The 13,088-nt window shown below is 72.5% G+C and carries 10 protein-coding genes; 3 read left to right on the top strand and 7 right to left on the bottom strand.

The window, feature by feature from the left end; genetic code table 11:
* Positions 1-94 precede the first annotated feature (94 nt).
* Together ACESMR_RS19615 and xth are read left to right on the top strand one after the other, a co-directional pair.
* Entirely contained in the window at positions 95-1,966 is a 1,872-nt protein-coding gene (locus ACESMR_RS19615; protein ID WP_373048813.1) for a DEAD/DEAH box helicase, read from the top strand.
* A 32-nt stretch (positions 1,967-1,998) separates the two neighbouring features.
* Positions 1,999-2,766 (top strand): exodeoxyribonuclease III, encoded by a 768-nt coding sequence (gene xth, locus ACESMR_RS19620; RefSeq protein WP_373048814.1) that lies wholly within the window; start codon positions 1,999-2,001, stop codon positions 2,764-2,766.
* 26 nt (positions 2,767-2,792) lie between these two features.
* On the opposite strand, the gene ACESMR_RS19625 is transcribed toward xth, so the two are convergent.
* The 4 genes from ACESMR_RS19625 to ACESMR_RS19640 are packed head-to-tail and all read right to left on the bottom strand — an operon-like array spanning position 2,793 to position 7,239.
* Positions 2,793-3,491, bottom strand: coding sequence for a hypothetical protein (locus tag ACESMR_RS19625; RefSeq protein ID WP_373048815.1), 699 nt, complete (start codon positions 3,489-3,491; stop codon positions 2,793-2,795).
* Positions 3,488-4,066 carry an HMA2 domain-containing protein gene (locus ACESMR_RS19630; protein ID WP_373048816.1) on the bottom strand — a complete coding sequence of 193 codons (579 nt, stop codon included), beginning with the start codon at positions 4,064-4,066 and terminating at the stop codon, positions 3,488-3,490. Before ACESMR_RS19630 ends, ACESMR_RS19625 begins: the two co-directional genes overlap by 4 nt.
* 9 nt (positions 4,067-4,075) lie before the next feature.
* A complete protein-coding gene (locus ACESMR_RS19635) occupies positions 4,076-4,348 on the bottom strand; it encodes a hypothetical protein (RefSeq protein ID WP_373048817.1) in 273 nt (90 codons plus the stop codon).
* Positions 4,345-7,239 (bottom strand): cation-translocating P-type ATPase, encoded by a 2,895-nt coding sequence (locus ACESMR_RS19640; RefSeq protein ID WP_373048818.1) that lies wholly within the window; start codon positions 7,237-7,239, stop codon positions 4,345-4,347. The genes ACESMR_RS19635 and ACESMR_RS19640 overlap by 4 nt, the downstream gene beginning before the upstream one ends.
* Before the next feature lie 164 nt (positions 7,240-7,403).
* Between ACESMR_RS19640 and ACESMR_RS19645 the strand changes: the two genes are divergently transcribed.
* Positions 7,404-8,783, top strand: coding sequence for an HNH endonuclease signature motif containing protein (locus ACESMR_RS19645; RefSeq protein WP_373048819.1), 1,380 nt, complete (start codon positions 7,404-7,406; stop codon positions 8,781-8,783).
* Positions 8,784-8,788: 5 nt separating this feature from the next.
* On the opposite strand, the gene ACESMR_RS19650 is transcribed toward ACESMR_RS19645, so the two are convergent.
* Genes ACESMR_RS19650 through ACESMR_RS19660 form a run of 3 tightly spaced genes read right to left on the bottom strand, consistent with a single transcriptional unit; the run spans position 8,789 to position 12,983 of the window.
* Positions 8,789-9,688: a hypothetical protein gene (locus tag ACESMR_RS19650; protein ID WP_373048820.1), complete on the bottom strand. Its 900-nt coding sequence runs from the start codon at positions 9,686-9,688 to the stop codon at positions 8,789-8,791.
* 44 nt (positions 9,689-9,732) lie between these two features.
* Positions 9,733-10,473, bottom strand: a complete 741-nt coding sequence (locus ACESMR_RS19655) for a hypothetical protein (protein WP_373048821.1) — start codon at positions 10,471-10,473, stop codon at positions 9,733-9,735.
* Positions 10,470-12,983: a TonB-dependent receptor domain-containing protein gene (locus ACESMR_RS19660; RefSeq protein WP_373048822.1), complete on the bottom strand. Its 2,514-nt coding sequence runs from the start codon at positions 12,981-12,983 to the stop codon at positions 10,470-10,472. The genes ACESMR_RS19655 and ACESMR_RS19660 overlap by 4 nt, the downstream gene beginning before the upstream one ends.
* Between the last annotated feature and the right edge of the window lie 105 nt (positions 12,984-13,088).

Genomic DNA, 13,088 nt, shown 5'->3' on the forward strand with positions numbered 1-13,088 from the left:
AACCGGTCGGGATTGCCCCGCCCCCGCGGTGGGTTGGGCACCGACGACCAGGGCCCCCATTGCGGTTGCGGCCCGTCACGAGTAGAGAGCGCCGATGCGATTTGCCGATTTCTCCCTTGCCGAACCCCTGCAGCGTGCCCTCGCGGCGCGGGGCTATGAAGATCCCACCCCCGTACAGCAGGCCATGCTCGACCCGGCGCACCGCTCCGGCGACCTCCTCGTCTCCTCGCGCACCGGCTCGGGAAAGACCGTGGCCTTCGGGCTCGGCATCGCCGACATGCTGCTGGCCCGCGGTGTTCCCGCAGCGGGCGATCCCCTCGCCCTCGTGGTGGCGCCCACCCGTGAGCTGGCGATGCAGGTGCAGCGCGAGCTGCAGTGGCTGCTGGCCGAGACCGGCGCCCGGGTGATCGCCTGCGTGGGCGGCACCGACGTACGCGGCGAGCAGCGCCGCCTCGCCTCCGGCGCCCACGTGGTGGTGGGCACCCCGGGCCGCTTGAACGATCACCTCGACCGCGGGGCCCTCAAGCTGGGCGATCTGCAGGTCCTCGTCCTCGACGAAGCCGACGAGATGCTCGACATGGGCTTCCGGGACGAGCTCGAGTCGATCCTCGGCAAGGCCCCCGCCGAGCGCCGCACCCTTCTCTTCTCCGCCACCCTGCCGAAGGGGATCGAGGAGCTCGCCGCCCGCTACCAGAAGGAGGCGCGCCGGATCGCCGCCACCAACCAGGCGGAGGCCCACCACGACATCGAGTACCAGCTCCACCTGATCGCGCCCCGCGAGCGCGAGCACGCGGTGGTCAACGTGCTCCGCTTCCACGACGCGCCCCGCGCGCTGGTCTTCTGTGCCACGCGCGAGGGTGTCTCCCACCTGCAGGCGAGCCTCGCCGAGCGCGGCTTCTCCGCGGTGGCCATCTCCGGCGAGCTGGCGCAGGGCGAGCGCAACCGCGCGCTGCAGGCGCTGCGCGACGGCGCCGCCCGGGTGCTCGTCGCCACCGACGTGGCGGCCCGCGGCCTCGATCTGCCCGAGGTGGCGCTGGTGATCCACGCCGACCTGCCCATGGACGCCTCGGTGCTCCAGCACCGCAGCGGCCGCACCGGCCGCGCCGGGCGCAAGGGCAAGGCGGTGGTGCTCTCCGTGCCGCACCGGCGTGCCACCGCGGAGCGTCTGCTCCGCACCGCGAAGGTGCAGCCGAAGTGGAGCCCCGTGCCCGACGCCGATCAGATCGTGGCACAGGATCGCGAGGTCCTGCTGCGCGAGGTGGCGACGCTGGCGGCAGAGGTCGGCGACGAGGAGCGCGAGATTGCCCGGGCGCTCATCGAGGCCCACGGGGCCGAGGGGCTGGTGGCGGCGCTGGTGCGCAGCGAGCGGGCGAAGCGGCCCGCTCCCGAGGAGCTGCCGCAGACCGTAGCGCTGCAGACGCGGCAGCGGCCTGCTGCTGCTGCCGGGCGGATGCGGCATGACCGGTTCGCCGACGACGGCGCCCGGATGCCGGGGGATCGTTTCGGTCGGCGGGGCGATCGCTTCGAGCGTGGGTTCGAGCGGGCCGGCGCCGCGGGCGGTGGCATCGAGCGGAACGGTCTCGAGCGGAACGGCTTCGAGCGGAGCGGCTTCGAGCGGAACGGCTTCGAGCGGAGCGGCGAGCGGGGTGGTGATCGGCCGCCGCGGCAGCAGCGCTACGACGACGCTACCGGCGGGGAGCGCCCGCCGCGCCGCGGCGGCGGCACCGGCGTCTGGTTCCGCGTCAACGTGGGCCGCGACGGCAACGCCGATCCCCGCTGGCTGGTGCCGATGATCTGCAGGCGCGGGAAGATCGCCAAGGACTCGATCGGCCGGATCGAGATCCGCGACGGCGAGACCCGCTTCGAGATCGCCCCGCAGGCTGCGGAGCACTTCGACTCCTGGGCGCGCAGGCCCGACCGCAAGGACCCCAACCTGCGCTTCGAGCCGGTGCAGCGCGGCACGTGACCGGGGGAAGCGGCGCCGCTATCCTGCGGCGCATGCTGCTCTCCACCTGGAACGTGAACTCGATCCGCGCCCGCCACGATCGGCTGCTGGCGTGGCTCGAGAAGCAGAAGCCCGACGTCCTCTGCCTGCAGGAGCTCAAATGCGAGCTCCCCGCGCTGCAGGCGATGGGGCTCGAAGCGCAGGGCTGGCACCTCGCCGCCAACTGCCAGAAGACCTACAACGGCGTGGCGATCTTCTCGCGCACGCCGCTCACCGACGTCTTCGTCGGCATGCAGGACGGCGAGGAGGATCCGCAGGCCCGGCTCGTCGCCGCCACCGTCGACGGCGTGCGCGTGATCTCCGCCTACATCCCCAACGGCAGCGCAGTGGGCAGCGAGAAATACGCCTACAAGCTGCGCTGGCTGGAGCGACTGCGGGTGTGGCTCGAGCGGCATTGCGATCCGGCCCAGCCGCTGGCGCTCTGCGGCGACTTCAACGTGGCGCCGGAGGCCCGCGACGTGCACGACCCCGCTGCGTGGGAGAACGAGACGCTCTTCCACGTCGACTCGCGGGAGCGGCTGCAGGCGCTCCTGGACTGGGGGCTCGTCGACGCCTTCCGGATCCACAACGACGCTGCCGGGCTCTACTCGTGGTGGGATTACCGAATGCTCGGCTTTCCCAAGAACCTGGGCTTGCGGATCGATCACGTGCTCGTGACCCGATCGCTCGCCGAACGGGTCACGGGCTCGTTCATCGACCGCGAGGAGCGGAAGGGCAAGCAGCCCTCCGACCACGCGCCGGTCTGCGTGCGGATCGGCTGACGCGCTTCTGGTGCGGGTGCCGGCCGTCAGAAGATCCGGTAGCCCACCGCGAACGAGACCGTCGGCGTGTGCACGTAGCGGTCGAGGATCTCCTCGAGCTCCCTCTCGGCGATCGCGGCGAAGGCGTCGCTGATGACTGGCAGGGCGCCATTGCGCGGCTCCACCGTGGCGCTCGAGCCGAGGGTGGTGGCGATGCCCAGGCCCGTGCGAATCGAGACCACGTCGTCGATCCACCACTCCCAGCCCAGCTCCGCGTCGAGCATGTGGAGCGTCGCGTCCACGTCGTAGTCCCGCCCGGCGTCGTCGGGGGGCTCGAGTCCGAAGGCGAGGGCGATGAGCGCCGCCTCGCTGGTGCCGCCACCGAGGGTGACGAGGCCGTAGCCCCCTTCGAAATAGAAGCCGGCACCGGCGAAGGGACGCCAGCCGAGGTGCGTGCGCCAGACGAGGGAGGAGGAGAGCGAATCCTCGATCACGTCGGCGGTGTCGTCGTCGTAGGCGTCGAAGGCGATGGCGAGCTCGTTGATCCCGTCGACGTAGGGCGCAGGCAGGATGCCTACCGAGGTCGAGAGGCGGAGCCTTGCCGGCAGCTCCGCTGCGAGGCGGCCGCCGACGTAGATCGGAACGGCGGTGGCAGCTTCGAGGCGGAGGTGCTCGCCGGGCTGCGCCTTCGCTGCGGCGGGGAGGAGGGCGAGAAGGAGCAGGGCTGCGAGGGCGGCGCGGATCATCCGGCGTGCACCTCGTCCTGCGTCGGCGTGACCGGGGCGGCGTCGATCGCGTTCTTCTCCATCGAGGTGAACGTGCGGAAGGCCCACCAGCCGAGGTTGAACCAGGGCGGCAGGGGGAGCTTGCCGGTGGCCACCACCTCGGCGGCGCCGGCGGTGGCGAAGGTCGCTGCGGCGAGGGTGCCGAGGTCGATGCGGCCGCCGGAGGCGCGCAGGACCTCGAGATTCATCGACTTGAAGAAGCAGGCGGCGGCCCTGGCGAGATCGCTGCCGTGGTGGAGCGCCGCCTGGGCGAGGGCCTCCTCCTCGGCGAGGCTGCGCTCGCCGGGTTGCAGCACGGTGGCGATGCCGGTGCGCTCCTGGGCGGCGGCGAGGATGTCGCTGCTGCGGAGCTGGTGTCGATCGAAGGTGCAGAGGACGCTGCCGGTGTAGGGCTTGATCTGGACCTCCTCCATTCCCTGCAGGCCGGCGAGGTGATCGGCGAGCGGGTCGACCGCATCCGGCGCGTGGCGCAGGTAGGGCAGGCGCAGCCGGAGGCGGCCGGGGCTTTCGTGGACGAGATAGATGACGCGGACCATCGGGCCTTCCTAGTGGTGGTGCGATGCGTGGTGGGGCTTCGCCTTCCCGTCGGCGCCGCTGCTGGGGTGGGTCCGGTCGCGGGCGCGGGCGCGGGCGCGGGCTTCGGCGAAGAGGTCCTCGAGGTCCTCCTGCTTGATCGCCGCCTTCGCCGCTACCGCGTCGACGAAGCGGTAGGCGACGGTGGCGACCTCGAGGAGGACGGGGCGGAGCTGTCTGGCGAGGAGCACCGAGCTCGCGCCAGCGCCGTAGCCGAGGAGGAAGGAGGGAAGGTGGAAATTCATGCGAGCGACTCCGTGCGTTGGGGACTGCCGCGCCTGGTGACGACGTGCATCGCGGACTTGCGGCTGAAGGCCCAGGGCAGCGCGAGGCCGGTGAAGAAGCCGCCGAGGACGAGGGGTGTTGGGCCCTTGATCCCGAGCAGGGCGCGCAGCGGCGGCAGGGTGAGCGCAAGGAATTGCAGGCCGGCGCCGCCGCCGAGCAGCCCCGCGAAGCGGCGGTCGGCGGCGCGGCGCTCCTCGCCGTGGAGGCGCTGCGGTGCCCGGCAGATCCCGGCGTAGGAGAGCTGCGCCGCGGTGAGCGTGGAGAAAGCGAGTGTGGGGCCGCCGATGGCGAGGCCTGCTGCGCCGACACCGGCGAGGAGGAGCGCGTCCCTGCCCACCCGCTGCAATTCGGGAGCGGCGAGGAGATCGTCACCCGGCGGCGCCGGCGGCCTGTCGAGGACATCGGGCTCGCCGGGCTCGAGGGCGAGGGCGAGGCCCGGCAGCGTGTCGGTGAGCAGGTTGATCCAGAGCAGCTGCATCGGCGTGAGCGGGTCGCGGGCACCCGTGATCGCGGCGCCGAGGACCAGCGCCATCTCCGAGAGGTTGGTGGCGAAGAGGAAGCGCAGGGCGCGGCGCAGGTTGTCCTGCACGACGCGCCCCTCCCCCACCGCGGCGAGGATGCTGCGGAGGTCCTCGCCTGCCATGACCACGTCCGCCACCTGCCGGGCGAGATCGGTGGCGCTTGCGCCGACGGCGATGCCCACGTCCGCCGCCTTGAGGGCGGGTGCGTCGTTGATGCCGTCGCCGGCCATGGCGACCACCTCGCCGCTCGCGCGCAGGGCGCGGACGATCGCGAGCTTGTCCTCGGGGGTGACGCGGGCGAGGACGGCGGTCGCGGCGAGCCTCCGGGTCAGGGCATCGGGGGAGAGCCCGACCACGTCCGCTGCGACGAGGGTCTCGCCCTTGAGGCCGAGCTCGCGGGCGACCGCTGCTGCGGTGCGGCGCTGATCGCCGGTGAGGATCACGGTGCGGATGCCCGCGGCGCGGGCGCGCTCGATGGCTTCGGCGGCGCCTTCGCGGAGCGGATCGCGGAGGGCGGCGAGGCCGAGGAAGTTGAAGCCGCCGGTGGGCTCTTCGCTGCGATCGTCGAGGGGCCGCCAGCCGAAGCCGAGGACGCGCAGGCCCGCTGCAGCGAGCGCGTCGTTGCGGGCGAGGATCGCGCGCCGCGCGGCGGGGGAGGAGGTGCAGAGGGCGAGGACCTGCTCGGGCGCGCCCTTCACGAAGGCCACGTGGCCGCCCTCGGGCGTGCGGTGGACGCTGCGCACGTAGTGGACGCCCTGGCGCCGCTCGTAGAGGTGGAGGCGCGGGAAGGAGCGCCGGAGCTCGGCGCCGTCGAGGCCTGCTGCGTGGGCGGCGTCGACGAGGGCGCGCTCGGTGGCGCTGCCGGAGATGGCGAGGTGCGCTGCGCGGCCTCCGGCGAGCACGTCGACGTCGCTGTTCAGCAGGCCGGCGGCGAGGGCGGTGGTGACGGGATCGACGAAGAGCCTGGCGCGGTCCGCGCTGAGCACTTCGCGCGGGTAGGAGCGACCTGCGGCCTCGAGGATCTCGAGACGCATGTCGTTGCAGGTGAGGGTTCCGGTCTTGTCGGCGCAGATTACCGTGACTCCGCCCAGCGCCTCCGCGGCGGCGACACGGCGGACGACCATGCCCTGCTCGTGGAGCCGCTGCATCGAGCGCACGAGGGCCGAGGTGGCGACGAGGGGCAGGCCCTCGGGAAGCGCCGCGACGGCGAGGGCCACGGCGCCCTTGAGAACCTGGCGGGTGGGCTTGCCGTGGAGGACGCTCGCCGCGGTGGCGACGCCGGCGGCGCCGACGGAGATCGCGGCGACGCGGCGTCCGAGGCGCTGCATCCGCTCGGCGAGGGGCGGTGGGGGCGCGGCGGCGGCCTCCACCAGCGCCCGGACGTGGGCGACCTCGGTGGCGCTGCCGGTGGCCACGACGATGGCGCGCCCGTGTCCGCCGACGAGGCTGGTGCCGGCGTAGAGCATCGAGGTCCGTTCGGCGAGGGCGGCGTCGGGTGGGACGGGGTCGGGTTGCTTGTGCTGCGGCTCGCTCTCGCCGGTGAGCGGCGCCTCGTCGGCGGAGAGGCGGTGGGCGTCGATGACGCGGGCGTCTGCCGGGAGGATGTCGCCGGCGCGGACGAGGATCACGTCACCGGGGACGAGCTCGGTGGCGGGGAGGTGCTGGAGGGCGCCGCCGCGCACCACCTGGGCGAGGCCCGCCTCGAGTTTGCGCCAGGAGGTGAGGACCTGCTGGTTGCGGTGCTCGATGTGGTAGCCGATGCCGGCATTGAGACCGACGACGACGAGGATGGCGCTGGATTCGACCAGGTCGGCGAGCAGGAGCGAGACGCCGGCGGAGCCGAGGAGCATCGCCATCGGGGCGTTGGTGAGCTGGGCTGCGAGGATGCCGAGGCGCGAGCGCGGGTCGGGCGGCTCGGCGAGGTTGTGGCCGTAGAGGCGCAGCCGGCGGGCGGCCTCACGGACGGTGAGACCGTCGGGGGCGGTGGCGAGCTGGGCTACGATCTCCTCGACGGGGCGGGTGTGCCAACGGTCACGCACCTGCACGACACGGGGGGCGAAGGTGCTGCGGGGTGGGGGCGGGGCGTTGCGCTCGTCGAGGTCGCACAGCAGGGGCGCACCGGGGGCGTACTCGAGGAGCATCCGGCCGCTGCGGGGATCTGCGCTGGCGGCGACGATGCCGGGCCAGGCGTGGGCGATCTGCTCGTAGCGGCGGGCGAGGTGGCGGTCGCCCTGGAGAGCCGGTACGGCGAGTCGCAAGCGCCTGGCGCGCCGGCTGTGGCGGATCAGATGGGCCGCATCGGTGCGGTTATCGTGCAGGAAGGCAATCATGCGGCGCCAGGCGACCCGTGCAAATTGGGCATCGGGGCGCAGGTGCCGCAAAGCTCCGTCGGGGCTTGCGGCCTGCACGCCGACACGACGTCGCTCGCGCTCGCGGGGTGAATGTCAGGGGTGCGTGGCAGGCTTCCTCTCGTCTTCCTTTGACGGGGGCGGGCATGGACGCGTTCGAGGCGGAGAAGCTGGGGGATCGGGAAGCGATCATCGAGTGGCTGCAGCGGTTCGGGCGGGAGGAGGGTGCGCGGGACGTCGAGGTGGGGCGGTGGCTGCTCGCGGCGCAGCGCACGAAGGCCCATGGGCTGGCGGGAGCGGCGTCGGTCTACGAGCTGGCGGACAAGCTCCTCGGGTGGGGCGGCCATACGGTGACCGAGCGGCTCCGGGTGGCCCGGGCGCTCGAGTCGCTGCCGAGAATGGCGGCGGCGATCGGGGCCGGGGAACTGGCCTGGTCGAAGGCGCGGGAGCTCACGCGGATCGCCACGCCGGAGAACGAGGCGGGGTGGATCGAGCGGGCCAGGGAGCTGTCGGTCCGCCAGCTCGAGCACGAGATGCGAGGACGGCGGCCCGGGGACGGGCCGGACGATCCGCGGGATCCCTCGCTCTCGCGGGAGACGTTCCGCTTCGAGCTGGGGGCGGAAACTGCGGCGACCTACCGCCAGGCGGCAGACTGGGTGCGGCGGGAGGTCGACCCGTCGCTGACGGAGGAGCAGGTGCTGCTCCATCTCGCGAAGGTGGCCATGGCAAGTGGAGGAGGCGGTAGCGAGGGTGACCCGGGGAAGGTCTCTGCCAGGCCGGCGTGCCAGTTGGCGCTGACCGTATGCGTCTGCTGCCAGCGCGGGTTCCAGAACGCGGCTGGGCTGGAGGCGCCGGTACCCAACGCGGTGGTCGAGCGGGCGCTATGCGATGCGGAGTGTATCGGCTTCGTCGATCCAGCTTGCGAGAAGCTGGCGGCGCAGGTCAGCACGGAGGGGCTCCCGCCGCTCCTTGCGTCCCACGTGGGACCGGCGCCGCAGCCGAACAACCGGCAGATCCCGCCGGAGACGGCGAGGAAGGTGATGCGGCGGGACAAGGCGGCGTGCCGGGTGCCGGGGTGCAACCACCGGCGGTTCATCGAGATCCACCACATCGAGCTACGGGTGGACGGCGGGAGCAACGAGCCGGACAACCTGTTGGTGCTCTGCGGGACACACCACAAGCTGCTGCACGACGGCTACCTATTCATCGAGCGGCAGCCGTCGGGCGAGCTCCTGTTCGGCCATGCGGATGGGCGGACGTACGGCACGGTGCTGCTGCCGTCGGATCTGGCCGCGAACGCGGCGGCATTCAGCGCCCTGCGCGCGCTCAGGTTCGGGGAGAGGGTCTCCCGGCGGCTGCTCAAGGCGGCACGGAAGCGGCTCGGCAGTGGGTCAACTGCCGAGGCGCTTACGAAGGAGGCGGTGCGGCTGAGCCGGGTGGGAACCGCGCCATCCGTGGTGCGGGAGGAGGCGGCGGTCTACCGGGTCTCGCCGGTCCCACGTGGGAGCGGCTGCCGTGCGGCGTAGGCGGGCTACAGGCCCCGGTTCACACAGGTACCCTCGCCGTTGAAGCGGCCCTGGGAGCGCGAGGCGGCGAGCAGGTAGGCCTGCAGGTTGGCGTCGCCCAGCGGCACGCTCTCGGGATCGTAGACGATCCGGTTTCCTTGCTCGTCGAGGAGCGGCCCGCCGCTGGTGTCGCGGAGATCGGCGAGGCGCTGCGCCGTGAGATCTTCCCAGGCGACGACGCCATCGTCCGCGACGGCAGCAATGGCATCGAAGCGCAGTTCGACGCCGGCGTGGGAACCGAGGGTGTCGTAGAAGAGGTGGTCGAGGTGGAGGGTGATCTGGTAGGCGGCGGTGCCGTTGTTGCGGACGACCACGCCCGGTGAGTCGTCGGCGCTGTTGACGCAGTCGTCGTTGGCGGTCGGGGCGGCGAGGCCCCACGCGAAGGTGATGTGCACGTCGCCGCGGGAGGCGGTGCCTTCGATCCAGTAGTTGAAACCGCCATCAATCATCCGCTGGACGTCGGCGGCATCGACGGTGCCCACGGCCCGCGCAGTAGCGGTCGGCGCGACGATGTCGTAGCCGAAGCGCTCCCAGCGCCGTGCGCCCAGCCCTTCGAAGCGAAAGACCTCCTGCTCGCCTGCGGTGAGGTCGGCGACGACGACCTCATCGTCGGCAACCGCGCCGTTTCCGTCGGCGCCAGCCACCCGCACCCGCCCGATGCCGACGAGGTATTTCTCGAAGCGAACCGACCAGCCATCGGCGAAGACGAGCTCGTCGGAGCCCGGGACGGGGAAGCCGGTCTGCGCCGCCTCCTCCCCGCTCAGCGAGAGCATGAGCTCGCCGCTACCACCTTCGTCCTCGGTGCCGCAGGCAGCGAGCGAGAGGGCGAGAACGCTAGAAGCAAAGGAACGGAACTGCAGCCTCATCGAATACTCCTGCTTCCCCTCGGGAACGAACCAACCAGATGGACTCACTGGACGGTGAACGCACCGTACGCACGGGCGCCGAGACGCCAGGCGGCGTGAACCTGCCCTGCCGGATCGATCCCACGCACCCCGTCCTCCTCGGCCTCGGGCAGCGACCCGAAATCCGCGTCGTCGAACCAGCGCTGCGGGTGGACTTCGAGCAGCACCTCGCTCCCCTCGCCCAACACCAGCTGCGCCGGGATCCCGCTCACGCGCCGGCTCTTCCGATCAGCCGGCAACACGAGCCCGCCCTCGAAGCGCACCACTTCCGCGCCCCTCGTCGCGGTACCGCGGACCCAGGCCTGTGCGCCCCGCAGGGCGGCATCCTCCACGGGCTGCAGTTCGAGGGACGCCGAGCGCACCGGTCCAGCGATCCCCGTGAGCTCGAACCGCCGGCCCCCGGTGTCGAGGAGATCGATCGCCACCGGTTCGAGCAGCTCCCCCCGCACCGCCCCGCCGTCGTACTCGTCGAAGCCCGCGTGCGCATGGGCGACGGGCATCACGAGCCCGCGCACGCGCTGCCAGAACGACGCCGTCGGTGCGGCGTTGGTGAAGAGCGCCAGCGGTCCCACCGCCAGATGGGCCTCCTCCAACTCGACCTGCCAGCCAGCCCTGGTGGTGAAGCTCTGTCCCGCAGGATCCGCTGCTATGACGAGCGTGAACGGCACGGCCTCCTCACCGGTGCCGCTCTCGACACCGCAGGCGGCAACCAGCACGAGGAGCCCAGGCAATAGCAGGCGTTTCATGGCAACTCCGCAGCATCCGGATCGGGATCGGGATCGAGGATCAACGCGACGGTAGCCAGCAGCATCCGCGGCGGCGCCGCCGCGTAGTGGAGCGCCGCGATCCGCGACGGCACCGCTGCCGGTCCGGCAAAGTTGGACGGATAGGCGAACTCCGCCTGGCGGTAGCGGGCGTCGAGGAGGTTCTCGATCGACAGCCCCATCTCCACCAGCCCCCAACGGACATGTCCGCCGACGTCCACCATGACGTACGGATCGCCGAATTGCTCGTTGGGCAGCGGCCGGGCGCCCACCCAGGTGACGCCGAGTCCCGCCCGGGCCGGCAACAGCTCTGCCACGCCAAAGGAGGGCAGCGCGCCGCCGATGCTCGCGTCGAGCCGCCCCGACCAACGCGGCACGTAGGGAAGCCGCGGCCCCTCGCCCGCGGAGAAGAACCCTGCCCCCTCCGGCGTGAGGTGGGCCTCGGACCAGGTGACGCTCCCCTGCACCGCCATCCCGGTAAAGGGCGCTGCCTCGGCAACGAGGAGCGCGCCGTGCCGGGTAGAACTCCCCAGGAAGACGTTGCGAGCCAGGCGCTCGTCGAACACCAGATCGCGATCCACGTGGGTAAGGAAGCCGACCAGGCGCAGCCCGTGCTCGAAGGGCCCCTCCCCCGCCCACGCGAGGCCGGTCTCCGCCGCGCGCACCCGCGCAAAGGGAGCGAACTCACCAGCGGAGAGCGCCGCCGCCTCGGACGACCGCACGCCGATCCCGAAGGCGGCGAGCCAGTCGAGCCCCTCCACCAGCGTGATCCGCCCCGACACCCGCGGCTGCGTCGCGAGGCCGCCCGCATCGTAGGATTCGGTGGGCTCCCGGGGCCCGGCACGGGTCTCGGTGGGCCGGTTGCGGTCGACCACGTCGAAGGTGAAGGAATCGATCCGCAGCCCGCCCTGCAGCGAGAGCCAGTCCAGCGGCCGCAGCTGCAGCGAGGCGAAGGCACCGAGCTGGGTGATCCGCAGCTCGTTGTCGAGGAGCCGGGCATAGGGCACGCCGCCGCTGCGCGCGAGGCGGCGCACGGTGGCGCTCCCGTCGTCGTGCCGCGCGTCGTAGCCGACGGTGAGGGTCTGCCGCCTGCCGAGCAGGCGGTGGTGGAGCGCGAGGCTGCCGTGGAGGCCGAGGGTCACCGCATCGTAGAGCTGCTCGGTGCCATCGCCCCGCCCCTCCTCGTCGAGCAGCCACCCGGTGAAATCCTCGCGCAGGCGCAGCCGCCTCGTGGAGAAGAAGGCCACCTGCCGCAGCTCCCGCTTGGCCGTGGTCCGCTCGAGCACGGCATAGAGCCCGTGGCGCGACGAGGCACCGCCCTGGTTCTCGTCGGCCGCGCAGAAGAACTGGCTGTCGGCGTCCCCGGCGCACGGAAGCCGCCCCGCAGCCCGGTCGTCCACGCGCACCACGCCGGCGCTGTCGAAGCGGGTGGCGTGGCTGTGGGCCACGAGCCGCAGGCGCGAGCGCTGCGAGAGCCGGTGCTCGAAGCCCGCCATGGCGGTGGCGCCGGAGTAGGCGCGGTTGACCCCGAACCCGTCGCCCCGGCGCACGCGCACGCCGACGAAGGTGCCATCCTCCGCGCTCTCGGGACCCCAGAGAAGCAGCATCTCCTGCGCCCCGAAGGAGCCGTAGCCCGCCTGCAACCGGAGCCCGCGCTCCGGCAGGCCGAGCCGGTAGTGGGCGCTGCCCGCGACGGCGAAATCGCCCTGCGCGGGATCGAAGGGCCCCTCGATCACCCGCACCTCCTCCACCAGCTCCGGGAGGATGAAGTGGGTGTCCGCATAACCGTGGCCATGGGGGTTGGAGACCTCGTTGAGCGGAACGCCGTCGAGACGGAACTCGATGTCCTGCCCCTCGCCGGCGTCGAAGCCCCGCAGGAAGACGGCGGAGGCGTGGCCCACGCCGGCGTGGTTGCGCAGCAGCACGCCGGGAGCAAGCGTGAGGAGCTGCTCGGCACTGGCCCGCGGCACCGCGGCGTAGCGGCGGGGATCGATCCGGAAGTCGCCGGCGGCGGCGGGCTCCGGCTCGGGCGCCTCACCGACCACCTCCGTCTCGAAGGAGGGAAGCGCCGCTGCGTCCGTGGCCGAAGGCGCCTCCTCCTGCGCCGGCACCGCCGCAGCCGCAGCCGCAGCCGCAGCCACGTCGACCGCCGCGACGCCGCCGGGCGCCTCGAATCGCACCACGTACTCGATCTCCACCGCCACCGGCTCGCCGCCAAGCAGCGCCGGCTGGAAGCGCAGCCCCGCGCCGAAGCGCCGCGCCGCCTCCACGAAAACAGGCGCCGCCTCGCACGGCAGCACCCGCACCTCCGCCACCTCGCCCCTCTCGTCGATCACCAGCGCCAGTGACACGGCGGCAGCAGCGCCGTCCGCCCCCGCGGGATAGGGCGCCACCTGCAGCCCCACGGGCCGCGGCGGAAGCGGCGCGCCCTCGGCGACGGCGATGACAGGCCCGGCGACCAACGCGATGCAGAGCAGAAGGACGACACGCAAGGAGACGACTCCCCCGGCGCACGCGATCCACCTGCGCATACGCCCGGACGAAGGCCATCACGGCCGACGAGGGTCGAGGACGATTGGGAGGAAGAGGAACCCACC

It is taken from the genome of Vulgatibacter sp. (genome assembly GCF_041687135.1).
GTDB lineage: Bacteria > Myxococcota > Myxococcia > Myxococcales > Vulgatibacteraceae > JAWLCN01.